Raw genomic sequence first — 23835 nt, forward strand, 5'->3', positions numbered from 1 at the left:
ATAGGTATTTTGTTGCAACCATTTAGTGGATTCTTGAGAGGTGGTGTTGAAAACTCGCAAATACATAGTGTGAAATTTCCAACTTGTACTTAAGTTATTTTACGTCGAAATAAAAGTAAGAACGTGTTGTTTCAAACACGTTTAATATTGTTTTAACAATAACTTAAGGAAGAGCGATTATGCACCTTAAAAACGGGAAAGCAGTGAAAAGTGTCTTTACGCTAAGTACGCTGACTGCATCTTGTCTATTGGCCTTCAACAGCTACGCAGCGGTTGATTGTGCCCCTCTAGAAGTTTGGGATTCGTCAAAAGTTTATAATGGCGGCGACCAAGTTCAGCACGAAGGTAACGCATACAAAGCGCGTTACTGGACGCAAAACAATAACCCTGCACAAGCTGGCCAGTGGGGCGAGTGGGAATCTCTTGGTGCTTGTGATGGAACAGGTCCTGTTGATCCACCACAAAATGAAATCCCGACGGTGACTCTAACCGCTCCTTCTGCGTCGGCATCTATCACCGCTGGTGAAGTGGTTAACCTAGCCGCAGATGCTGCAGACACTGATGGCACAATTAGCAAAGTTGAATTCTTTGTTGATGGTGCTTTAGTTGGTCAGTCTACTTCGGCTCCTTTCACTGCATCTTGGACTGCAACTGAAGGCGTACACGAGTTTTCAACTAAATCTTATGATGACGCTGGTGCGGTAAGTACTGCAAGTTCAGTAACGCTTACGATTGCTTCAGCTCAACCAGGTAATGAAGCGCCTACAGTGGATGTTGCGCTTTCAGCCACTTCAATCGAGCTAGGCGGTACTGTTACGCTTACTGCTAACGCGGCAGACGCGGATGGTAGCGTTGCTAAAGTTGACTTCTACGTTGCTGGCGCATTAGCTGGTACAGCAACCGCTGCCCCTTACACACTAGACGTAACGCCTTCAAAAGCGGGCGCTCTAGCGGTATACGCGAAAGCGACAGATAACGCAGGTGCAAGCACAGACTCTGCAATTGCTACGTTAACTGTAAATGGTGGCGCAGTGGCGTCTAACTGTCGTCCTGACGGTCTTTACCAAACAACAGGCGTGGACGTACCTTACTGTTCAATCTACGACGAAGAAGGTCGTGAGAAAATGGGTGCGGATCACCCACGTCGTGTAATCGGCTACTTCACGAGCTGGCGCGCAGGTGATGACCCGCAATCAACTTACCTTGTTAAAGACATTCCTTGGGAACAGCTAACTCACATCAACTACGCGTTTGTGAGCATCGGTTCTGACGGTAAAGTGAACGTTGGCGATGTTAATGATCCAAACAACGCAGCAACTGGCAAGACATGGCCAGGTGTTGAAGTCGATCCTACGCTTGGTTTCAAAGGTCACTTTGGTGCACTAGCAACTTACAAGCAAAAACACGATGTTAAGACGCTAATCTCGATTGGTGGTTGGGCTGAAACCGGCGGTCACTTCGATGCAAATGGCGATCGTGTTGCTGATGGTGGCTTCTACACAATGACGACCAATGCTGATGGTTCTATCAACCATGCTGGCATTGAGAAGTTCGCAGCTTCTGCAGTTGAAATGATGCGTAAGTACAAGTTCGATGGTCTGGATATCGACTACGAATACCCAACATCAATGGCTGGTGCTGGTAACCCTTACGATAAAGACTTCATGGAACCACGTCGTCAGTACCTATGGGCTTCTTACCAAGAGCTGATGAAAGTACTTCGTGAAAAACTAGATGCAGCTTCTGCTCAAGATGGTACGCATTACATGCTGACTATCGCAGCGCCATCATCTGGTTACCTGCTACGCGGTATGGAAACCTTCGATGTAACTAAGTACTTAGACTACGTAAACATCATGTCTTACGACTTGCACGGTGCTTGGAACGATCACGTTGGCCACAACGCGGCATTATTCGATACAGGCAAAGACTCTGAGCTAGCACAGTGGAACGTATACGGCACAGCAGCTTATGGCGGTATTGGTTACTTGAATACTGACTGGGCTTACCATTACTTCCGTGGTTCTATGCCAGCAGGCCGTATCAACATTGGTGTTCCTTACTACACTCGTGGTTGGCAAGGCGTAACTGGTGGTGACAATGGTCTTTGGGGCCGAGCTGCGCTACCTAACCAAGCTGAGTGTCAACCAGGCACTGGTGAAGGTGAGAAGAACAACTGTGGTAACGGTGCTATCGGCATCGACAACATGTGGCACGATTTAGATCCACAAGGTCGTGAAATGGGCGCAGGCTCGAACCCTATGTGGCACGCGAAGAACCTAGAGAAAGGCATTTGGGGTTCTTACGCTCAAGCTTACGGTCTAGATCCAGTGAACGATCCTTCTGACAAATTGGTTGGTACGTACACTCGTAATTACGACAGTGTTGCTGTAGCTCCTTGGTTGTGGAACGCAGAGAAGGGCGTATTCCTATCTACAGAAGATAAAGCTTCTATCGAAGTGAAAGCGGACTACGTTATCGATAAAGAAATCGGCGGTATCATGTTCTGGGAACTAGCAGGTGACTACAACTGTTACGTACTAGATGCAAATGGCAACCGTACTGCTATCGATGCAACTGAGCAAGCGTGTGCTGCGGGTAATGGTGAATACCACATGGGTAACACTATGACCAAAGCTATCTACGACAAGTTTAAGTCTGCAACGCCTTACGGTAACAAAGTAGCGACTGGTCCAACACCAACTGAAGCTGTAGATATTACTGTTAGTGTTGGCGGCTTCAAAGTTGGCGACCAAAACTACCCAATTAACCCTAAGATCACATTTACGAACAACACAGGTCAAGCGATCCCTGGCGGTACTGAATTCCAATTCGATATCCCAGTATCTGCGCCGGACAACGCGAAAGACCAATCTGGTGGCGGTTTGAAAGTGATTGCTTCTGGACATACTCGTGCAAACAACATCGGTGGTTTGGATGGCGTAATGCACCGCGTGTCGTTCTCTCTACCAGCATGGAAAGATCTGCCAGCAGGCGGTACTTACGAGCTTGATATGGTTTACTACCTACCAATCTCTGGTCCTGCGAACTACTCAGTGATTTCTGGTGGTAAAGAGTTTGCGTTCAAGTTTGAGCAACCAGATCTACCAATCGGTGACCTAAACGCGGGTACTGGCGGTGGCGGTACAACTGAACCAGGTTCTTGTGATACTGCTGGTTTGGTAACATACCCAAATCTGCCACAAACTGACTGGGCAGGTAACCCAAGCCATGCAAATCAAGGTGATAAAGTCATCCACAATGGTGTGGTTTACCAAGCAAACTGGTGGACGGCTTCTGAACCAGGTAGCGACGGTAGCTGGGCTACAGTATGTAACATCTAATCATTATTGATTAACTGTTATTACCTAACTTTCATAGGTACTTAAACAAAAGCGCACGGTAATTATCGTGCGCTTTTTCGTTCATGTTGTCGTTTGAATTGAGGACTTTCAGAACTGGTAGCTCTCCGGTATAACAACAATGCCTTTTTCTGAGATTTTGAAGCGTTTGGCGTCTTCAACCTTATTGATGCCGATTTGTGTATTCGGCGGTATGCGAACGTGTTTATCGACGATGCAATTCACCAGTTGGCTGCCTTCACCGACTTCTACATCATCAAAAATGATGGAATCTACAACGGTCGCGCTGTCTTGAATACGCACATTTGATGAAATGATCGAGTGCTGGACTGAGCCACCTGAGTTGATAACACCGGTAGCTATGATCGAGTTGATGAAAATACCTTCGTTTCCTGTTGCAGAAGAGACGGTTCTCGCTGGTGGAAATTGAGGTTCGTAAGTGCGGATAGCCCAGTTAGATTGGTAAAGGTTCATCGGCGGTACTGGTTCCAATAAATCCATATTTGCTTCATAGAAGGAGTCAATTGTCCCGACATCACGCCAGTAACAATCTTTATCGACACGACCTTTGCTGCCACAAAACTTGTAAGCGTAAACCGATTCGGTGTCGATCAATTTTGGAATAATGTCGTTGCCAAAGTCATGGCTAGACGTTTCCAGTTTCGCATCTTCGGTCAGCGCTTCTTTGAGCACATCCATATCAAAGATGTAGATCCCCATTGATGCAAGGCTCTTGGTTTTATCGTCTGGAAGAGTAGGTGGGTTTTCGGGCTTCTCGACAAAAGACTTAACCAGTCCGTTTTCAGCGATTCCCATAACTCCGAAAGCAGAGGCGTCCTTTACTGGAACATCCATACAAGCGACGGTCAGCTTTGCCCCTTTCTCTTTATGCTCCTCAAGCATCGCTGCGTAATCCATACGATAGATATGGTCACCAGATAACACAACAACGTATTTTGCGTCGTTCCGCGATAGTAACCACAAGTTGTGGTAGATGGCGTCGGCGGTACCCTCATACCATGCACCACCTTTGCGCATTTGAGGCGGAACTGCCGTAATGTACTCACCAAGTTCGGGATTAAAAATCGACCAACCGTCACGAAGGTGCTTTTGTAGTGAGTGAGATTTGTATTGAGTAAGCACTAGAATTTTACGTAAACCTGAATTAAGACAATTGGTTAGCGTAAAATCGATGATTCTGTATTTGCCGCCAAATGGTACCGCAGGTTTGGCTCGATCATCAGTGAGTGGGCTAAGTCGTGAGCCCATCCCGCCTGCTAAAATTACAGCGAGTGCGTCTTGCATAATATTCCCTTTCCCTTGTTCTACATGCGTCTAAACCGTGCTTAACCGGAGGAGGTGTTATACAACGCAACAATTTAGAATGACATGTGCTGGTTTGTTTGTTAGCTACTGCAAACTGTAGTACAAGAATCGCGCCATTGAATATTTCTTTAAAAATCAAAATGATGAATTTTGTGACCGAGAGTTGATGCACTATATTAGTGAATTAAAAAATAGACAGTGCATTATATTGGGGCGGTATAGAATCTGGGGATTTAAAGAGATTATTGATTTACAATGTAAAACCTATTTAAAACAGTAAGATAAAGGGAGCTGTCTAGCTCCCTTTGTGTTTGATTTCATTTAAATGAAGCTCATTATGACAAACCGATGATATTACCATCTTCATCAAGGTCGAGATTCATAAACGCTGGCTTGTCAGGAAGACCGGGCATGGTCATAACGCTACCCGATAATGCGTACACGAAGCCAGCACCGGCACATAAACGCAGTTCACGAATTGGAACAGTAAAGCCAACTGGCGCGCCTTTTACTGAAGAATCGGTGGTGATAGAAAGTGGCGTTTTAGCAATACAAACAGCTAATTCGTTAAACCCTAGTTTTTCAAAATGAGCCAATTGCTGAGTTGCAAGTTCACTCATTTCAACATTTGTCGCACCATATCCAGCTTCACACACAGACATCAGCTTCTCCTGAAGGGATTGATGTTTCTGATATAGAGGTCGGAAATTCGTAGTTTTTTCGCAAGCATCAACGACATGCTGTGCTAGATCTCTCGTACCTTCACCACCTTGGGCAAAAGCAGTGCTGATAGCGACTTTAACATTTGGATCGAATGCGTGAATGAGATCTTGAAGCGCGATGAGTTCTTGTTCGCAATCTTGAGGGAACTGGTTAATCGCAACAACGGCTGGGATTCCATATTTATGGACGTTCTTGATGTGCCACTTTAAGTTTTCAAACCCGGCTACCAATGCCGCTTGGTCAGGCGAGAAAATCGAATCTGGAATTGCCATGCCAGGGCGCAAGTCGTAGTGGCCGGAGTTCGCTTTAAGGCCTCTTAACGTCGCAACAATCACCACACAGTCAGGCGCTTTGTTGGCAGCCGCTGCTTTTATATTGCAGGCTTTCTCAAATCCCATGTCAGAGCCAAATCCTGCTTCAGTTACCGTGTAACGTGAAAGTTTTAACGCAATCTCATCAGCGATAATGGACGAATTGCCATGCGCAATGTTAGCAAAAGGGCCTGCGTGGATCAGAGTAGGGACACCCTCAAGCGTTTGCATTAGTGTTGGTGCAATGGCTTCTTTCAACGTTACGGCCATCGCACCTGCTACTTGTAAATCTTCTGTGGTGATAGGCTGACCGTCGAGATCATAAGCAACAACAATTTTGCCAATGCGCTGACGTAAGTCTTTAAGATTTTTTGCCAACGCAATAATGGCCATCAACTCGGATGCGGCTGAAATATCGAACCCTTCGTTACGCTCAAATCCGTTAATGGTTTTGCCATGTTCGTTCAAACCAATTTTGACCATGCGAAGTGCACGGTCGTTGTGGTCCATCACGCGTTTCCAAGTAATGCTTTCAACGTCAATTTTTAATGCTTTTAAACCAGTTCGAGCTTCAAAGGCGTCATATCCTTCGCGCTGCTCGTGGAATAAGCGCGCATCTAAAGCTGCAGACGCTAAGTTGTGTGCAGCCGTAACGGCGTGAATATCACCCGTCAAATGCAAATTGAGCTCTTCCATTGGCGCAACTTGGGAATATCCGCCACCTGCGGCACCACCTTTGATGCCAAAGACAGGCCCCATTGATGGCTGTCGAATACATGCCATCACGGATTGCTTTAGCTTCGCCAGTCCTTGAGCAAGGCCAATGGTTGTCACGGTTTTGCCTTCACCTAGTGGAGTTGGGGTAATCGCGGTGACCAGAACCAATTTGCCGTTTTGGTTGTCATTCAGGCGGGCTAAACACTTAGGGTGTACTTTGGCTTTGTATTTTCCATGTGTATCAAATTCTTCAGGCAATAGACCTGCTTTTTCAGCGATAACATCGATGGAAGATAACGGTGTGTTTCGGCAAATTTCAATATCAGACTGCATGGATACTCCCAAATATGGCTAACACGCGGCGTTCAACATCAAGCAATCTATGTAGACTGTATTGTTGTTGCGCAAACGTTTGCGCGAGAATAATACTGGTTAAAAATTAGGTGTAAAGAAGTTCGTGCGCCTTCGCGTGCTACATAGTAACAAAATCCACTAAATACTGCGCTAGATCAAAACAAAAAGGCCACCAAACGGTGACCTAAGTATATTTTTTGCTCTAAAGCTAACCTTCTTAGCGATCCCAGTAGGTCTCTTCTAAGCTGTCTTCGCGTTCTGGCAGAGCTCGCGATAGGCGAGGAGAGTGCTGAGTTAGAACTTCGTAGCTCACGCGGTTCGCGTATTTACAAATTTGAGAAAGTGATGAATACGTCAGACAGCGTACTTCGTGTTTCTCTGAAGTAGGCACTTCTTTCTGATGGAAAGAGTTTGCAGCCATGTCATGCAGCAGTGCAGATAGTGCAGCATCACCCGCGCCATTAGTGTTCTTAATTTCTAGAGGGCCACCAAGGTATGGACCGATGTGTGAATACACTTTCATTGGATTCACACAATCTTCTTTGCGCATTGCGCGGCTGAACTCAAACTTATTGAACTCCTCAATAGAGCTTTCAAGAATATCGTGTGTAGTTTCACGTTTCACTTTTTCGTCAGTGTAACCTGCCATATAAAGACCGTTTGGCCCGGCAGTACAAAGAACAAGATCTACCCACTCAAGTGCTTTATCCGCAGCAGCGAGTGGATCGCTTTCGCCTGTAAGCGCCGCGCCTTCTTCTTCATTCATAGCCACAACAGATACGTTTTCACGAATGTACTCTTGCCACCATTTCGCATTGCCTTCAATCACGTACTTTGTACCTAGAGTAAGAACAACAGGTACATCGTGCTTCTTGGCAAAATCAATCGCACGCTGCACGGCTTTAGGCATTGGGTCTTCTTCTTTACCGCGCATTAGGTACGAAGAAACAACAAGCGCAGACGCTTTCTCAAATACTTCTTCAGGAATGCTTTCTGGAAGAAGTTGGTTCATGTGACCTTCGTTAATCGCGAATGTACGTTCACCATCTTGAGAGATAAGGGTGTAGCAACGACCAATCGGACCATCTACCGTTTGTAGGTGGTTTAAATTCATGCGTGAAGACGTACGGCAAAGGTAGCGGTAGGCGAAAGAACCCACTTGAATGTTCTTTGACATTACGCCAAGCAATACAGATTTGCTGTCTGCTAGAACAGAATAATTGTGCAGCGTGTTACCAATAGTATCGCCAGGATACTGGTGTGTGATCAGCCCTTGCTCTACTAACTCTTCATACAATGCATCTGCTTTGCTCTCTTCAAGAACAAGAGAATGTCCTTTACTTAGGTTGTATTTTTCTAGAAACGCATCATCCACACGAGCTTCGATATCTACGATGGTTTGACCAACACCGACAATGGTTGGGCGGTATAGCTTAGGCGCTTGTCGAATTTGGTTGACTAATGGATCTCGAGCGTGAGTTGGGAAGTAGTGTTTAGATTTACGCTGACCAGGAAACTTCATGCTTGTTCTTGAGTGAGAAAAAAAAGAGGCGGGATTGTATCACAAAAAAATGAAAATCGTGGTGTTTTATTGCAAAGAAATTTGCCCGCTGAAAAATGCAGCGGGCTGACGAATTCGTAATCGAATTGAGCTTAATTTATCTTAGCTTCAGTCGGTTGGATGTAAGCTTTCGTACCCCAAAGAGGTACAGTTGATAGACTGTGTTTGAAGCTGCCTGATGTCTCTTTAGTTGAGTAAGAAAGGTACATCAAGGTTTGATTTTCTGGATCATAAATACGGCGAATCTTCATCGATTTGAAGAAAACGCTCTTGGACTTTTTAAATACCACTTCACCTGATTTGCTCTTATCAATTTTAGTAATCATCTCCGGTGTAATTTCACCAGTTTGACGGCAAGAAATTGAACTGTCGCTTGGGTCCGCTAAACTGAAGTCCGCTTCGATGCTCGCTACATGACAAGTAACGCCTGGAACTTCAGGGTCTACGAGCGTATTCAGTTTTATGTCTTTCATAGTAAACATACCCAAAGACACATCACCAACCTCATCGTTGCCACAGCCAGCAAGAATGGTAACCAAACCTAAAGCAAGCAAACGTTTTTTCATTATTCCGTCCTTAATTAGAAAAATATATAGATTCAATCTATCAGACGTTGGCATCTAAAACAAAATTTGGCGCAACCTCAGGACTTTAGCTAGGTTTGTTAAGGGCTTCATGCTAATGTACCGCTTCAAAGCGAGTTCATGTTTAAGAGTCGAGTCAATGCGGTATAGAAAATCCAGTTAGGTTTTCGAAATATTGGTGTGATGGCTCATATACAGCCCTCGTTTTTGACTCGCTACTACTCTGTAGCCTGAGATATTTAAGGTACTCAAATGAATGAACAGCAGTTAGCCAGCATCGAACGCAAAAATGCGTGGCTGCACGATCTCGTCGAAGTTGAATTTCCCACTCCTGAAAGCTTGAAAGGTCGCGAAACCTATTTCCAAGCAATAAATGCTCAAGAATACCAAATCGTCGCTAAAGACTCCTTGTTGGAAGGCGAAGCGAATTTGCAGGCAGATGACATTTTCCTCGTGGATTTTCATCGACTGACTATTATGTTTTCGATTCTTCAGTCTCAACGTTGGGAAGAACAGTATGACCAAGAGATGATAGTTGAATACCTTACCCAAATTATCTTAACGCCGGATTTTGAGTTGTACGTTGGTTTTAAAGATGGCAACCCGGTGGGTGCCGCCATTGCAAGTAGCTATGAAGGTAACACGCTGATTTCTGACGTGGCCGTTTCTCAATCTTTAGATAAACAACAGTTTTCAGCGGATATTGCGAAAAGACTTAATAGTGATCACAAATTATGTGACACAATTATAATAGAAAGTTGATCAATATCGGCTTCATTTAAAAATGAAGCGCTACTATATGCAGTATTGCATTGGTTCGGCTGGGTAAAAAATGGTTAAGCGTTTAGCGCGTTTTCTCACTCTTGTGTTGTGCATAGGAACGGTTGCCGTACAAGCAGAGGAAACAAATTGGGAGCTCAAACGAGTTCTCGTGCTTCACTCCTATGATCCGTCTTATCAATGGACTAATGACATTCAGGCGGGAATCGAAAAGGGATTCAAGCAAACTGACGGCGAAGTCAAACTATCCATTGAATATTTGGACGCGAAGCGTGTTCATTCCGAAGGCTATTTGCAACAAATGGCGAGTTATCTTCGGTTTAAATATCGAGCTTATGAATTTGATGGTGTGATTATCTCTGACGACGCAGCCATGCGTTTCGTCAGAAATTATTTTCAGAACCCCAAGCGCAATGTTCCTATGGTCGCGATTGGGATTAATGATAAAGACTCTTCTCTCGATACAGTAAGTACAAATGGCAGTGTGATTTACGAAGAAGATCGCGTGGTCGAAAACATCTCGCTGATCAATCGTTTGCGTCCCCGTATCAAAAATTTGTATTACCTTGCCGATCGCAGTGTGACCTCAGAACTGGTATATCAACGCGTAAAAGCAGAGATGAACAAGTTTCCACGTATCAATTTGATTGAAATCAGAGACGCGAGCCTACAAGAGGCGGCAAATCAGCTTTCTACAGTCAGTGCTAATGATGCGGTTTTGTTGACTCACTACAATACGGAAGGGGATTCAGGTAAATATCACACCTACAGAGAAGTGGCTCGAGCTATTGGTGCAAAAAGCCGTGCCCCCGTGTTTGTGATGTGGGAACTCTATTTAGGCGAGCCGGGAATACTGGGTGGCTTTGTGAACCGCTCTGAGCAATTTGGTTATGAAGCTGCGGAGATAATGGCGAGTAAGATGGGGATGTCTCTGACGTCAGCGGCGCATGCGCTGGCTATCACTGAAGCGGTCTTGGACTATAAGGCGCTTACAAAATATGAAATCAGCCATTATGACATCCCTAAAAACGCTGAAATTCTTAATGCGCCACCACCACTGTTTAAAGTAAACCTCAAAACACTGTTGTTCACGTGCGGCATTATTGTGCTGCTTTCTCTTGTTGTTGTGATTCAGTTTATGACTATTCGCCAACGCAAAGAGATTGATAAGAAAAATAGAAAAATTGTGTTGCTTCAAAAACGAACACTAAACGTCCAAAAAGAGATGATTCACGTATTGGGTGAGGCGATTGAAAGTCGCTCTGGAGAAACTGGCCAACATGTAAAACGTGTCGCTAAACTGTCTCGTCGTTTGGCTCAACTTTGCGGATTAACGCATCGTGAAGTGGAAATGATTGAAATCATTAGCCCTATGCACGATGTCGGTAAAATCTCCGTGCCAGAATCGATTCTCGATAAGCCTGGCGCATTGACAAGTTCAGAGCGTGAAATCATGAAGCAACATACCATTAAAGGTTATGAGTTGCTGAACATGAAAGAGGGTGACATCACCAAATTAGCAGCGGTGGTTGCCCACGAACACCATGAAAAATGGGACGGTACGGGTTATCCAAATAATCTAAAAGGTGAGGACATTCATCTCTTCGCACGCATTGTCGCAATTGCTGATGTATTTGACGCATTATTAACAGAGCGTTGCTACAAACGGGCTTGGACAATTAATGAAGTCGTCGATTGGTTTAAGTTGGAACAAGGAAAACACTTTGACCCAATATTATGCCAACTGTTGCTAGATAATTTAGATGACTTCATCGAAGTTCGATACATGTATCCTGATGCATAACAAACTGAGCAAGATTACATTCGGTGATCTTGCTTAGAAAAACAGGAATTGCTTTTCCCCATTTCTACGAAATGCCAAGTCTGTCGTTTAAACAAATCTAAACTCAAATATGATTAAGCCATACATTTGTATTAAAAAATAAGTTTGATCAGCGACATCGACAAATGCGTCTAGGGGAAGGCTATGGCAATTACCAATATTAAATGCGTGATTTTTGATTGTGATGGCACGTTGGTCGACAGTGAGCGTTTATGCTGCCAAGCACTAGTGAATGTATTTAATCAACACGGTGCAGAGTTAACGATGGAAGAATGTGTTTCTCACTTTAAAGGTGGAAAACTGGCCGATATTCTTCTTGATACCAAAGAGTTGATGAACATTAATGTTCCAATTGATGTTCTTGAACCCCAATACCGAGCAGAAGTTCAAAAATTGTTTGTTCGTCATTTACAACCAATGGATGGCGCTAAAAGGCTGATCCAATTCCTCGACTCTCACAATATAGAATACTGCGTCGCGTCAAATGGACCCAAAGATAAAATTGAATATGCACTTGAGTTAACTGGTCTGCTTGATGCATTCAAAGGAAAAGTATTCTCTGCGTTTGAAGCAAATAGTTGGAAACCTGAACCTGATTTGATCATGTACAGCGCGATGAGCATGGGCTTTTTGCCTAGTGATTGTTTGTATATCGATGATACACCCAAGGGTGTAGAAGCAGGGTTGAATGCCGGAATTAAGACGGTTCAGCTATTTAATGGTGAGGCCATTAACCGAGTCGACGATGACCGAGTTATTCGCATTCAACATTTGGATGAATTAAAAGAGCAGCTCATGGGCTGCTCTGTTTAACCGTTTAATGACGAGAATGACTTAGGTTATGAATTTGTTTAATTTTTGACTGTAAATATGGCGCTTGGTAAAGGCATTGAATGGATGAGAAATTTTTCGTGTGGAATCCACAAGCAGCACACGTGAATTTTTCACCGTTTGATGAGATTAAGTATTCATCACATTGGCAAATAGGGCAGTTTAGGTTTTCGTTGTCTTTTGTATCGTTGTAATTATTCATATTGTTTTCCAGCAGCAAATTGGAATTGGCAGGTTAAGCATAGCGGAACGCCGTCCGCTTGAACATTATTTCATCAGGTACAAGGAGAACTTGAGATTCACTTCAAAATAAACCGTTTCCCAATCGGTATTTGATCAATGCTATTTTCCTTTCACTCCTCAAATAGACTTCAAATTATTCAATAAGTTCGGTTTTATTACACCAAAGAATGAGTACGAGACAAGTACGTAGAGAAAGTGAATGCGAGTTATATTCTCGAAACAAATAAGTGAATACAAATGTAGAAAATAAAGGCTCCCAATTAGGCGCCTTTATTTGTTATTACCTTGTTATCAAGCAGTGCGGTAACGCTTTAATACTTCACCGAGTGAAACCGACGCTTTGGTTAAGTTCGCGACACCAACAGTAGACTGCTCCGCCACCTCTCGAATTGTGCTGGACTGAGTACGGATATCAGCAAGCTCAGAGGCGATATCATTCGCAACCGCACTTTGTTCCTCCGCGGAAGTGGAGATTTGAACGCTCATGTCCATCAATGAACGAGCAGAGTCCGCAATCGCTGTGACATCTTGACCAATTTCATCGATCAACTGGCTGCTTGTTTGGGCTTGCTTGACCGTTCTGCCAGTAATCGAAGCGATGTTTTGGCTTTCCGATTGCAGCTTCTCAATCATGGCTTGGATTTCTACCGTGGCTTGTTGTGTACGACTTGCCAGCGTTCGGACTTCATCGGCTACAACGGCAAAACCGCGGCCTTGTTCGCCTGCGCGAGCCGCTTCGATAGCGGCATTGAGAGCTAACAGGTTGGTCTGCTCAGAAATCGCATTAATGGTCGTGATGACATCATTAATCTGCGTAGTGTTTTCATTTAAGTTGGTGACTGATGAAGAAGCTTGCTCGATGTAGCTCGACAAGGTTTCGATCTCAGCAATAACGTGCTGTACACGGCTACGGCTCGTTTCTATTTTTTGTGCATCTTGATCCGATTGCATGGTCGCTTGTTGAGAGATGCTCGAAACCTCTTTGGCAGACGCCGTCATTTCTTCCATTGCGGTTGCGACAGAATCAAGTGTTTGGTACTGGTGCGTAATCTGTGTTTCGCTCAGTTTCATGTCTTGTTCAAATGCAGATGACGTTTCACTTAGCGTATTGGCGTTTTCTTTTACGCTATTGACCAGTTCGCTTAATGTATCCATCGACTTATCTAGTGCGCAGCCAATGGTGCCAAACTCGTCACGGCCAGGGTGAAAGCCCAATCGAGAAGTTAAGTCACCGTCACCTATTTTCTCTGTTGTGGTGTATAGCACCCACAAAGCACCTCCGATGAATGTCGCTACCCAATAGCAAAATACTGCAAACGGCAAAACCCATAGAAAACTAAGAAGGAAAGAGGTAAGGGCGTCGGAGCGCAGGGCGTTGTATTGATTGCCAGCGTGCTCGGTCAATCGAACAAGCTCACCCGCAGAGGTTGTGCCATAAACCGTGGTAACACCATCTGCAAACAAGCTTTTTTGTTGATGGTTAGCTTTTGAGATACCAGTAATTTGATAGATATCTGTGGGATTAGCTTCAATGATGCCATCTAGTTTTGCTTGCACGTTGGCGATAGATTGTTGCTCGAACTGATGCAAATCATTTAGGTATCGGCTTCCTGCTACCGAAGTGAGTGCCACCAGAAATAGGAGGAAAATAACCCACATTTTGTCGTTGATAGACATCTTAATAAATAGTCGGTCTATCGTTCTAAACTCAACTTCTCTCATTGATTACTCCATTAGAGATAAAAGATATTGAACAAATCTATGGGTATATCGAAACAAAATATGCGATGCGAATCAGCAAAATATGTAACGAAGGGTGAGTTTATTTTACAAAATGAGATCTAAGGTCGCCTATAACAGTATGTTATGTCTTTTAATGATAGAAATGTCGATGTAATTCCAGCTATCTAAGTGAAGATGGCAGAGAAGAGTAACGACGCTGCAATCGTTTACTTATGATTATGCTCATAGGTTTTTAAATCTTTACTTTTCGCTGTCATGAATGTGTCATATAAAGTCTATAAAAAGGAGTTGCTGTCACCGAAAGAAATAGGAATGGTGGCAGTAAGTTGAAACCGCAATGTTTCATAGTTTCATAAAGGAGGTCACAATGAGCGACCAATACCAAAACGACGAAAGCCTAGAGCTGCTAGATGCGCTTGAAATTGGCATTATTTTGTCGGAATACGTTGGCTCTGACAACGAAAACGAATAGTACCGTTTAGTACTCTCTTCACGTTCTTTTAGACGTTATACTAAGTTCATGAAACACCGAGCCAAGAAGGGCGAAAGACGGTAAATGAACTTTTTAGCCCACCTGCATATTGCAGATCACTGTAATAGCCATTTTATGGGAAACTTGCTTGGAGACTTCGTCAAAGGAGATCCAAGCAAGCTATACGATTCTGACATTACTAATGGCATCAAACTCCACCGCTTCGTTGACCGAATTACCGATCATCACCCTATTGTCGAAGAATGTAAGCCACATTTTAAAGGCGTAGCGAGACGCTTCGCGCCAATTGCGCTAGACATGTTTTGGGACCATTGTTTAGCCAAGCATTGGAATGATTTTCATCAAGAGTCGTTAGACGACTTTGTCGAGTTTGCATTTCAAAAAGTAGACCAAGATGTTCACGAACCGCTTCCTGCGCGTTTTATGTTATTGCATCAACGCATGTGGCGGGGCGGCTGGCTGCAATCTTATCAAGATCTCTCCAACATCGAGTTTGCACTGCATCGGATGTCTCAGCGAAGCCCGAGAATGGCCGACTTGACGACAACGTTTGAGGTGTTAGATGGTGAATACGCAGCGTTAGAGGCGAATTTCTCAGAGCTTTATCAAGACGTGCTGCGCCAATCACTTGAATTTCACCAACAGCTAAGCAGTTCATAACTCAATCCTTTGGCGAAGAGGTAGTATGGCTATGGCGGCTCTGGTAAACTCTTCGCTCCAAAAATTATGAGGTTTACCATGTCCGTTAATTTTGCTGATCTTGGCATTGAACAACAGTTAGTCGAAACGTTGAACAATATGAATATTGTGACGCCAACGCCAGTCCAAGAAAAATCGATTCCACACGTACTGGAAGGCAAAGATCTTCTTGCGGCTGCGCAAACGGGTACCGGTAAAACGGCGGCATTTGGTTTGCCGATTATTCAGGCGGTACAGCAAAAGAAACGTAATGGCACACCTCACGCTCTCATCCTAGTTCCAACTCGTGAATTGGCGCAGCAAGTGTTTGACAATTTAACGCAATATGCGGAACACACGGATCTACGTATTGTTTGTGTGTACGGCGGTACAAGTATTGGCGTGCAAAAGAACAAGTTGGAAGAGGGCGCGGATATTCTTATTGCTACGCCGGGCCGATTGTTAGACCACTTGTTTAACGGCAACGTAAACATTTCTAAAACTGGCGTGTTGGTGCTTGATGAAGCTGACCGAATGTTGGACATGGGTTTTTGGCCTGATCTGCAACGCATTCTTCGTCGACTACCGAATGACAAACAAATCATGCTGTTTTCGGCGACGTTTGAAAAACGCATTAAAACCATCGCTTACAAACTGATGGATTCTCCTGTTGAGGTGGAAGTGTCTCCAGCGAATACAACGGCAGAAACGGTTAAGCAGATGGTGTATCCAGTTGATAAAAAGCGTAAGCGTGAGTTGCTAGCGTATTTAATTGGCTCACGAAACTGGCAACAAGTACTTGTTTTCACTAAAACCAAACAAGGCAGCGACGAGCTTGCAAAGGAGCTCAAACTGGATGGTATTAAAGCGGTTTCGATTAATGGTGATAAATCGCAAGGTGCTCGCCAGCGTGCACTTGATGAATTCAAGCAAGGTAAAGTTCGTGCCTTGATTGCGACAGATGTGGCGGCTCGCGGTCTCGATATTCAAGAGCTTGAACAAGTGGTGAACTTTGATATGCCATTTAAAGCCGAAGACTACGTACATCGTATTGGTCGTACTGGCCGCGCGGGTAAATCCGGTTTGGCCGTTTCGTTAATGAGCCGAGATGAAGAATATCTGCTTCGTGCGATCGAAACGTTGTTAGACCAGCGTTTGCCTCAAGAATGGCTCGAAGGATTCGAACCAAGTCTAATCGAAGAGGTAGAACCTGAGCGTGATGGTGGCGGTCGTCGTAAGAGTCGTTCGTCAGAAAAGCGCAAACTAAAAGCAAAACTCGCGATTCATAAAAATCGTGGCAAGCACCGCAAGTAATCTAGGTATTCAAAGGCAGCGGTGCTTAACAAGACGGTCTTAGGCCGTTTTGGCTTCCTGGTACATTTCTAGGGTTTGAGGCATCGCAAGCAAGTAGCCTTGGTACATATCGAAACCGAGTTTTTTCATTAAGTTAAGTTGATGCTCGGTTTCAATTCCCTCGATAACGGTTTTTGAACTCAGTTCTTTCGCGAGCGCTAACGCTTCTATTAACGCAGAAAAATCCCCGTCTTCGTATTTCAACAGCAATGAACGATCCATCTTGATGATGTCTGGTCGAACGCATTTCACTCGCTCGATGGTTGAGGCATTAATGCCGTAGTCGTCAATAGCAAGTTTAAAGCCTCCGTCACTCAGTTCTTTCGTCGCTTTGTACAGAAAGGACTCATCGCCTGCGCTTAATTCAACTAACTCCATCACGATTTGTTCTCGACGCAAATCCGCCTTACAAATCACTTGCTTTAGTAAATGGCTGTATGAAAGGTCCTTCGCCAGCATTTCTGCAGCTCTGGGAAGCACATTAAGAAAGAGCTTTTTGTTGCGGTAACGAGATTGCCCAAAGTTTTTGATGTGAATAAGGCGACTAAGTCGCTCGACATTAAGTTGAACATGTTCAGAGATGGAAGGAGATTGGAAAAAGAGATCCGGACGTATCATAGAACCATCCGCAGTGCTAATTCGCACTAAGGCTTCCAAGCCGATGATGGAAAGATCCTTTTTATAAATGGGTTGGAAGACACTGCGAAGTGTCAACTCCTCATATTGCGCGATGTACTGCCCATCTACTTGTTTAGAAATGCAGCCAAGAAGCTGCGAGATGCTCATCATTATTACGACAACCTAGATCAATGGTTTTTGATTGGTGTTACATGGACACCAACTTTGATTTCAGTAGTCAGAATCTAATTGGGCTAGGCCATATGAGGCAAGAGGGTTAATACGAGATGATTAGATTTATCGAGCCGTATCAAACAAATGTATGAATAGACTGATAATCTACCTGTTGCAATTTGATACTACCACTGTAATACGGCGTACAACTGCAAGTACTTTCGAACCAGTTGTTGTTTGTTAGAACGACGCAAAGGGTGGCCAAATTTGATGTAACAAGGGCTGATACCGAAGCGTGTATCAAGGGATTGAGTGAGCTGAGATTCACTGGTGTAAAGAGTGATGCCTTGCTCAGTATATTCGTTGATTTGATCCGGCAATTCGCCCATCCACCAATGGAGCAGTTCTCGGCTGGTTTTACTGCGACTGATCCAATGATCGCAAACAAGGAAGAGTAGGTCGTTAGGTTGCAGCGCGTAGCCATACTCGCTTTGCCATTCGGTAATTGAAGACAACAAGTTTTCGCGACACGATTTACCGGCACTGACCATGTGATGGCTTAACACCCAAACCGTTCCAATCTCAGAAGAAATGCGATAGTGGTGAGGTAGGTCTGGAGCGTCGAGTACTTCAATCGGTTTTACGATGCTGTTGTAACCAAAATGACGGAAGGTGTGTTCCATGCGGCGAGAAAATGCAAGACCAAGATGGTGTTCACTCATACCTTGGTTATGTACGGCAGGATAATGCTTCTCACACAGTTTAAGACAATCGTCCTGAAAATCATTGACACTTTGGATCACTAGGTCGAGTAGCAAAGAATATCCCTTAATGGTTAACAAAACGAACCGCAAAAGGTTAGCATAGTCTTTTCAGAATAGACTAATTTAGATCAGCAACTTCTTGATCTAAACACCAAAATTAGAAGCAATACGAATTTGGGGTGATTAAAGGCTACACAATCGAGACGAAACTCGATTATTTCGTAACGGTTAGCGAATTCCCCATTAAGCCGCACTAAAAGGAACACGCATGATTAAGTTAGAAAGAGCCCAAAAAGAAACATTAGCGTCGGCAATTCAAGATTATATGCAGGATGAACTCAGCATTGAGATTGGCCAGTTTGACAGCGAATTTCTGATAGATTTTATTACCGATAAACTAGGCGCAGTCTATTACAACAAAGGCGTTGAAGATGCGAAAGCCATGATAGAACGTCGAATGCTTGAAATGTCTGATGAGCTTTACGAGATAGAGCAAGAAGTATCAATTTAAGCTTTTGCGCATTCAATACGCCAAAGTTCCTTCAAAATTTTCGAACAAGTTGATAGATACGGTGCGATTGGCTGGATGTAAAGGATGGTAAATAATCTGTTTCATATAAGGTAAATAGGTTAATGTTGTGTTTCTTGCTCAATATTAACTTAGGAATATATCTAGGAACGTGAGATGGAAACACTGGTAAAAAGCTATAACCTGCCTGCTCGAGTAATGCACTGGCTTTCTGCGCTTTGCATTATTGGTCTGTTTGCTGTGGGTTTGTGGATGGTCGATCTTAGCTATTACAGCGAATGGTATCGAACTGCGCCACATTATCATCGCTCTGTCGGTATTCTTCTGGCCATTCTTACTGTGGGTCGCATCGTGTGGAAGCATGTTACGGCGTCACCAAAAGTAGAAGGCAGTCGATTTGAAGTCGTCGCAGCTAAAGCGGCACACGGTGTGATGTATTTATTACTTCTCACAATCTTTGTTTCAGGTTACCTCATCTCTACATCTGATGGTCGCGGTATTGAAGTATTCAATTGGTTTACTGTACCCGGCGCAGGAGAATTATTTTCTGGTCAATCAGATATCGCAGGTGAAATTCACTTCTATGCAGCTTGGGCTGTGATCCTAATTGCAGGTTTACACGCTGTCGCTGCGCTCAAACATCACTTTATCGATAAAGACAACACATTAAGAAAAATGTTAGGAGCTTCAAAATGAAAAAGTCACTCTTCGCTACAGGACTAGCAATCGCTATGGCACTGCCTTTAGGTGCTCAGGCTGCAGACTACGTTATCGATACGAAAGGTGCTCACGCGTCTATCAACTTCAAAGTTAGCCACTTAGGTTACAGCTTCATCAAAGGTCGTTTTAATACTTTTTCTGGTGACTTTTCTTTTGATGAAAAAAACATTGCTGACTCAAAAGTAAACGTAGTAGTAGACACCACAAGCTTAGACTCAAACCACGCTGAGCGTGATAAACACATCCGCAGCGGCGATTTTATTGATGCTGGCAAATACAGCGAAGCGACTTTTAAGAGCACGAAAGTGGTTGATAAAGGTAATGGTAAGCTAGACGTAACGGGTGATCTAACGCTACACGGTGTGACTAAGCCTATTACTATCGAAGCAGAGTTTGTTGGCGCAGGTAACGACCCATGGGGTGGTGAGCGTGCTGGTTTTGTTGGCACAACTCGTCTAGAGCTTGCTGATTTCGATATCCCAGTAATGGGTTCATCAAGCTACGTTGATATGGAACTGCATATCGAAGGCGTGAAGAAGTAATTAAGCTTTGAATAAATGAAAGCGCTCTTGGTTTCAAGAGCGCTTTTTTATTGGTGCCATGTAACGCTGTTAGTTTCTAACAACTAGCGTTTTGTTATTGTTCGTTCTTTATTGTTTAAGCAGTTTCTAGTGCTTTATCTTCAACAAGGTTTAGTCGCTCACCGAATACTGGACGTAGGGCTTTAAGGACTTCTTGGCGAGTAACAACACCAACCATTTGACCATTTTCAAGAACCGGCAATACTTGCGGTTTGCTAACCTTCATGCTTTTCGCTCGTTCTTCTAGAGATAGAGAAGTTAGGCGAGTTGCAATCCCCATGCTGCTTGTAGGGTATAGTTGCTCTTTGTCGATGCATAGGAACTCGACCACATCCACCAAACGATCGCTAGCATCAATTGCAACGACATCACGGCTCATCAAATCAACCACTTTTTGATCTTTCACTGGGATGTAATCTTGACACCACAGTTCAACCATCACGTCGTGTGCAGAGAAGAAACCAACTAAACGATTGTGGAGATCCACCACTGGTGCGCTTGTTAGATTGTTGTCTAATAGAGTATCAAGAGCTGCGGCTACAGGCATTTCCACGCTGAGTGTAACCGGTTTTGGATTCATGATGTCCTTTACGAAAGATGCGTTTTTCATTGTGATTTCCTTAACTGACGATAACTGAGTTGTATTTGTGATAGATGAAACATTGGCTGCTTTTAACTCTGGACGGCGGTAGATGCACCAGTTAACCAAACCAACGAGTACCGCGCCACCGACGATGTTGCCAAACGTCACTGGAATTAAGTTCGCACTAATAAAGTGTGCGACATTTAAATCCGCATATTGGGAGGCCGGTACACCAACAGATGCCCAAAATGATTCAGGGGCAAAATTGGCAATAACGATGCCTAGTGGGACCATAAACATGTTTGCCACACAGTGCTCAAAGCCACTGCTGACGAACATCGCAACTGGAAGAATGGTCATAAGCGCTTTCGTCATTGCGTTTGCAGAACTAAACGTCAACCAAATTGCAAGACAAACCAGTAGGTTACATAGAACGCCCAAAGCAAACGCTTGAAGCAATGTATGGTGCAGTTTGTGTTGTGCGATATTAAGAGCATTCAAACCCCATTGGCCTGCATCCATTTGGTACAAACCTGCCGCAGTCACAAGAGCAAGCAAAAACATTGCGCCGATGAAGTTACCCACGTAAACCTTGCCCCAAATCGACAACATTTTGCCGAAAGAGATTTGTTTGTTTGCCCATGAGATGCTCGAAAGCACCGAACTGGTAAACAGCTCACCACCGCAAATAACGATAAGGATTAACCCCATACTGAAGGCGATACCACCGGCTAAGCGGCTTAAACCCCAACCTGTATTCGCACTGCCAGTTGTCACTGTGATGTAAAACAAAAATGCCAAACCGATAAACGCACCAGCCATTATTGCTAGGCCAAGTGTCATGCTGCTGGTTTTGTTTGCTTTACTTAATGCGAATTTCTCCGCCTCAGCCATCATCTCTTTAGGAGAAAAGTCCTGGTGAGTTTGAGAACTGGTCACCGCCATAATGACTCCTTAGTTTGTGGTTCCATAAAAAGCTCCTTGATTTATTAGCTCAAAAATGAATTGTTGTTTTTGTTTTGCGGTGTTCCCGAACCGCATATCCAGAATAGGGCGGGCAGTGGTACAGGTAAAATTGATAATATTTAGAAATCTCATCAAATTATTTGATAAGTTTTTAGCGCGGAGTAAAATGAACCCTATTGCTTATTGGGGCATGTTTTTGAGGTTGTGAGAGTATGGGAATACTCGCCCATGATGGAGGACACTTTGCGCTACTCTCTTAAGCAATTAGCGGTTTTCGACGCAGTTGCAGATACCGGCAGTGTAAGCCAGGCCGCAGACAAACTGGCTCTGACACAATCGGCGACAAGTATGTCGCTCGCGCAGTTAGAAAAAATGCTTGGCAGGCCTTTATTTGAAAGGCAAGGAAAGCAAATGGCCCTAACACATTGGGGGATGTGGTTAAGGCCAAAAGCAAAGCGTTTATTGCAAGATGCCTTGCAGATAGAAATGGGATTCTATGAGCAACATTTGTTGAGCGGAGAGATCCGTCTTGGTGCGAGCCAAACACCAGCAGAACACTTGGTGCCTGACCTTATCAGTATCATTGATAACGATTTTCCTGAGATGCGAATCTCGCTAGGCGTACAAAGTACGAAAGGGGTTATCGATGGCGTATTAGATTACAAATACGATTTAGGCATTATTGAAGGACGTTGTGACGATAACCGTTTACACCAAGAAATCTGGTGTCGTGACCACCTTACTGTAGTCGCAGCTTCTCATCATCCTTTTGCTCGTAACCCTTCGGTCAGTTTAGCTCAATTAGAGCAGGCGAAATGGGTGTTGCGGGAGCATGGCTCAGGTACTCGTAAAACCTTTGATAGCTCCATTCATCATTTGATTGAAGATTTGGATGTATGGCGTGAGTATGAACACGTTCCTGTGTTGCGCAGCTTGGTGGCTAACGGACAATACTTAACTTGTTTGCCATATTTGGATGTTGAACGTTACATTGAAGCAGGACGTTTAGTCGCGCTAAACGTACCAGATCTGAAAATGGAGCGCACATTGTCCTTTATTTGGCGTGCGGATATGGCCGAAAACCCCTTGGTCGATTGCATCAAGCGTGAAGGTTTGCGCATGATGAAGGGCAAACCATCCGTCTTATAGGTACTATCAATTTTAATGGGCTCTGCATTGCAGGGCCTTTTTTATTTCTTTTATTCGTCCATCTCTGTTTTTATTATTTTCTAAATCTGTTGATTTATCGGTTGCGTCAAATAATTTGTGTAAAACATGAAACAAAAGGTGATATTGTTGTGATTATTATCACCGATAAACTGGCGCGATGTGCCTAGTATTGGTTCTTGATTTCAATGTATGAAGGCAGTTATCAAACCAAAGGGGTGCGATAGTTGCCAAGCAGGTACGAATACCATGACAACACTTTTAGCTATCTCTATTACTACTGGGATTCTGTCCGGCGTTTGGGGTTGGATTGCCATTTCTCTTGGCCTTTTATCTTGGGCAGGCTTTTTAGGCTGTACAAGCTACTTCGCAGCTCCAACGAGTGGATTAAAAGGTTTAGCGACAAGCTTAATTACTAACTTGACCGGTGTATTCTGGGCAATGGTAATTATTTATGGCTCCACTTACGCAGGTTTAGAGATCTTGGGTTATGTGATCACAGCTGTTGTAGCGTTTTTCATGTGTATTCAAGCGAAACAGGCTTGGCTAGCGTACATTCCTGGTACTTTCATTGGTTCTTGCGCGACATTCGCAGCAGATGGCAATTGGCAACTTGTTGTTCCATCGCTTGTATTAGGTGGCGTATTTGGTTACTTAATGAAAGCAACAGGACTTTGGTTACATGCGAAATCAACCGCTACTTCTTCTTCGCTCGCTGAGCAAGCACAGTAGTGAACCCCCGATCTAATTTGTATCCGCTGTGTATTGAGCTTTATCCCTCTCAATACAGTTAATCAAAATTAATGATATTTGATACAAGCACACTAAATT

19 protein-coding genes are annotated in these 23835 nt (G+C 44.0%); 11 read left to right on the forward strand and 8 right to left on the reverse strand.

Annotated elements, in window-relative coordinates:
* Window positions 1-179 precede the first annotated feature (179 nt).
* A complete protein-coding gene (locus tag ACF8OV_RS20915) occupies window positions 180-3344 on the forward strand; it encodes a chitinase C-terminal domain-containing protein (RefSeq protein WP_017447584.1) in 3165 nt (1054 codons plus the stop codon).
* Between the two features lie 108 nt (window positions 3345-3452).
* Here the strand turns inward: ACF8OV_RS20915 and glgC are convergent, their stop codons facing one another.
* The 4 genes from glgC to ACF8OV_RS20935 form a co-directional block, all read right to left on the reverse strand.
* Complete coding sequence (glgC, locus tag ACF8OV_RS20920) at window positions 3453-4667, reverse strand: glucose-1-phosphate adenylyltransferase (protein ID WP_005498778.1); 1215 nt, start codon at window positions 4665-4667, stop codon at window positions 3453-3455.
* 356 nt (window positions 4668-5023) lie between these two features.
* Window positions 5024-6772: a formate--tetrahydrofolate ligase gene (locus ACF8OV_RS20925; RefSeq protein ID WP_020842096.1), complete on the reverse strand. Its 1749-nt coding sequence runs from the start codon at window positions 6770-6772 to the stop codon at window positions 5024-5026.
* A 238-nt stretch (window positions 6773-7010) separates the two neighbouring features.
* Window positions 7011-8315: an inosine/guanosine kinase gene (locus ACF8OV_RS20930; protein WP_025510456.1), complete on the reverse strand. Its 1305-nt coding sequence runs from the start codon at window positions 8313-8315 to the stop codon at window positions 7011-7013.
* Window positions 8316-8446: 131 nt separating this feature from the next.
* A complete protein-coding gene (locus tag ACF8OV_RS20935) occupies window positions 8447-8920 on the reverse strand; it encodes a CreA family protein (protein ID WP_005454218.1) in 474 nt (157 codons plus the stop codon).
* A 270-nt stretch (window positions 8921-9190) separates the two neighbouring features.
* Between ACF8OV_RS20935 and ACF8OV_RS20940 the strand changes: the two genes are divergently transcribed.
* The 3 genes from ACF8OV_RS20940 (at window position 9191) to ACF8OV_RS20950 (ending at window position 12374) form a co-directional block, all read left to right on the forward strand.
* A complete protein-coding gene (locus tag ACF8OV_RS20940) occupies window positions 9191-9700 on the forward strand; it encodes a hypothetical protein (RefSeq protein ID WP_020842098.1) in 510 nt (169 codons plus the stop codon).
* A gap of 70 nt (window positions 9701-9770) precedes the next feature.
* Entirely contained in the window at window positions 9771-11522 is a 1752-nt protein-coding gene (locus ACF8OV_RS20945; RefSeq protein WP_023585203.1) for an HD domain-containing phosphohydrolase, read from the forward strand.
* 183 nt (window positions 11523-11705) lie between these two features.
* Window positions 11706-12374 carry an HAD-IA family hydrolase gene (locus tag ACF8OV_RS20950; RefSeq protein ID WP_025525976.1) on the forward strand — a complete coding sequence of 223 codons (669 nt, stop codon included), beginning with the start codon at window positions 11706-11708 and terminating at the stop codon, window positions 12372-12374.
* A 552-nt stretch (window positions 12375-12926) separates the two neighbouring features.
* Here ACF8OV_RS20950 and ACF8OV_RS20955 read toward each other — a convergent pair.
* Window positions 12927-14357, reverse strand: coding sequence for a methyl-accepting chemotaxis protein (locus ACF8OV_RS20955; RefSeq protein WP_203503092.1), 1431 nt, complete (start codon window positions 14355-14357; stop codon window positions 12927-12929).
* 577 nt (window positions 14358-14934) lie between these two features.
* Here ACF8OV_RS20955 and ACF8OV_RS20960 point away from each other — a divergent pair.
* Together ACF8OV_RS20960 and ACF8OV_RS20965 are read left to right on the forward strand one after the other, a co-directional pair.
* Complete coding sequence (locus tag ACF8OV_RS20960) at window positions 14935-15531, forward strand: ACP phosphodiesterase (protein WP_024702947.1); 597 nt, start codon at window positions 14935-14937, stop codon at window positions 15529-15531.
* 78 nt (window positions 15532-15609) lie between these two features.
* Complete coding sequence (locus tag ACF8OV_RS20965) at window positions 15610-16863, forward strand: DEAD/DEAH box helicase (RefSeq protein ID WP_005479127.1); 1254 nt, start codon at window positions 15610-15612, stop codon at window positions 16861-16863.
* 39 nt (window positions 16864-16902) lie between these two features.
* On the opposite strand, the gene ACF8OV_RS20970 is transcribed toward ACF8OV_RS20965, so the two are convergent.
* A complete protein-coding gene (locus ACF8OV_RS20970) occupies window positions 16903-17691 on the reverse strand; it encodes an EAL domain-containing protein (protein WP_258496400.1) in 789 nt (262 codons plus the stop codon).
* A gap of 188 nt (window positions 17692-17879) precedes the next feature.
* Window positions 17880-18512 carry a hypothetical protein gene (locus tag ACF8OV_RS20975; RefSeq protein WP_005454376.1) on the reverse strand — a complete coding sequence of 211 codons (633 nt, stop codon included), beginning with the start codon at window positions 18510-18512 and terminating at the stop codon, window positions 17880-17882.
* Window positions 18513-18726: 214 nt separating this feature from the next.
* Here ACF8OV_RS20975 and ACF8OV_RS20980 point away from each other — a divergent pair, with 214 nt between their 5' ends.
* The 3 genes from ACF8OV_RS20980 to ACF8OV_RS20990 all read left to right on the forward strand — a co-directional run bounded on the left by ACF8OV_RS20980 (window position 18727) and on the right by ACF8OV_RS20990 (window position 20249).
* Window positions 18727-18969, forward strand: a complete 243-nt coding sequence (locus ACF8OV_RS20980) for a DUF2164 domain-containing protein (RefSeq protein ID WP_203503085.1) — start codon at window positions 18727-18729, stop codon at window positions 18967-18969.
* A 174-nt stretch (window positions 18970-19143) separates the two neighbouring features.
* Complete coding sequence (locus tag ACF8OV_RS20985) at window positions 19144-19683, forward strand: cytochrome b (protein ID WP_005498803.1); 540 nt, start codon at window positions 19144-19146, stop codon at window positions 19681-19683.
* The gene (locus ACF8OV_RS20990) at window positions 19680-20249 is read left to right on the forward strand and encodes a YceI family protein (RefSeq protein ID WP_005477055.1); all 570 of its coding nucleotides are present in this window, start codon (window positions 19680-19682) and stop codon (window positions 20247-20249) included. The genes ACF8OV_RS20985 and ACF8OV_RS20990 overlap by 4 nt, the downstream gene beginning before the upstream one ends.
* Window positions 20250-20364: 115 nt before the next feature.
* Here the strand turns inward: ACF8OV_RS20990 and focA are convergent, their stop codons facing one another.
* On the reverse strand, window positions 20365-21816 hold the full coding sequence (focA, locus tag ACF8OV_RS20995; RefSeq protein WP_317676202.1) for a formate transporter FocA: 1452 nt from the start codon (window positions 21814-21816) through the stop codon (window positions 20365-20367).
* Window positions 21817-22080: 264 nt separating this feature from the next.
* Between focA and ACF8OV_RS21000 the strand changes: the two genes are divergently transcribed.
* Both ACF8OV_RS21000 and ACF8OV_RS21005 read left to right on the forward strand, forming a co-directional pair.
* Entirely contained in the window at window positions 22081-22986 is a 906-nt protein-coding gene (locus ACF8OV_RS21000) for a LysR substrate-binding domain-containing protein (RefSeq protein ID WP_005498809.1), read from the forward strand.
* Window positions 22987-23253: 267 nt separating this feature from the next.
* Window positions 23254-23736: a DUF1097 domain-containing protein gene (locus tag ACF8OV_RS21005; protein WP_005483841.1), complete on the forward strand. Its 483-nt coding sequence runs from the start codon at window positions 23254-23256 to the stop codon at window positions 23734-23736.
* The last annotated feature ends 99 nt before the right edge of the window (window positions 23737-23835 follow it).

The sequence above is a fragment of the Vibrio sp. GLN_1 genome (genome assembly GCF_043106015.1).
GTDB classification, from domain to species: Bacteria; Pseudomonadota; Gammaproteobacteria; order Enterobacterales; family Vibrionaceae; genus Vibrio; species Vibrio parahaemolyticus.

Bases quoted from the DNA above. Each gene is read 5' to 3' on its own strand.
- ACF8OV_RS20915 (WP_017447584.1), top strand. From the start codon at position 180: ATGCACCTTAAAAACGGGAAAGCAGTGAAAAGTGTCTTTACGCTAAGT.
- glgC (WP_005498778.1), bottom strand. From the start codon at position 4,667: ATGCAAGACGCACTCGCTGTAATTTTAGCAGGCGGGATGGGCTCACGA.
- ACF8OV_RS20925 (WP_020842096.1), bottom strand. From the start codon at position 6,772: ATGCAGTCTGATATTGAAATTTGCCGAAACACACCGTTATCTTCCATC.
- ACF8OV_RS20930 (WP_025510456.1), bottom strand. From the start codon at position 8,315: ATGAAGTTTCCTGGTCAGCGTAAATCTAAACACTACTTCCCAACTCAC.
- ACF8OV_RS20935 (WP_005454218.1), bottom strand. From the start codon at position 8,920: ATGAAAAAACGTTTGCTTGCTTTAGGTTTGGTTACCATTCTTGCTGGC.
- ACF8OV_RS20940 (WP_020842098.1), top strand. From the start codon at position 9,191: ATGAATGAACAGCAGTTAGCCAGCATCGAACGCAAAAATGCGTGGCTG.
- ACF8OV_RS20945 (WP_023585203.1), top strand. From the start codon at position 9,771: ATGGTTAAGCGTTTAGCGCGTTTTCTCACTCTTGTGTTGTGCATAGGA.
- ACF8OV_RS20950 (WP_025525976.1), top strand. From the start codon at position 11,706: ATGGCAATTACCAATATTAAATGCGTGATTTTTGATTGTGATGGCACG.
- ACF8OV_RS20955 (WP_203503092.1), bottom strand. From the start codon at position 14,357: ATGAGAGAAGTTGAGTTTAGAACGATAGACCGACTATTTATTAAGATG.
- ACF8OV_RS20960 (WP_024702947.1), top strand. From the start codon at position 14,935: ATGAACTTTTTAGCCCACCTGCATATTGCAGATCACTGTAATAGCCAT.
- ACF8OV_RS20965 (WP_005479127.1), top strand. From the start codon at position 15,610: ATGTCCGTTAATTTTGCTGATCTTGGCATTGAACAACAGTTAGTCGAA.
- ACF8OV_RS20970 (WP_258496400.1), bottom strand. From the start codon at position 17,691: ATGATGAGCATCTCGCAGCTTCTTGGCTGCATTTCTAAACAAGTAGAT.
- ACF8OV_RS20980 (WP_203503085.1), top strand. From the start codon at position 18,727: ATGATTAAGTTAGAAAGAGCCCAAAAAGAAACATTAGCGTCGGCAATT.
- ACF8OV_RS20985 (WP_005498803.1), top strand. From the start codon at position 19,144: ATGGAAACACTGGTAAAAAGCTATAACCTGCCTGCTCGAGTAATGCAC.
- ACF8OV_RS20990 (WP_005477055.1), top strand. From the start codon at position 19,680: ATGAAAAAGTCACTCTTCGCTACAGGACTAGCAATCGCTATGGCACTG.
- focA (WP_317676202.1), bottom strand. From the start codon at position 21,816: ATGGCGGTGACCAGTTCTCAAACTCACCAGGACTTTTCTCCTAAAGAG.
- ACF8OV_RS21005 (WP_005483841.1), top strand. From the start codon at position 23,254: ATGACAACACTTTTAGCTATCTCTATTACTACTGGGATTCTGTCCGGC.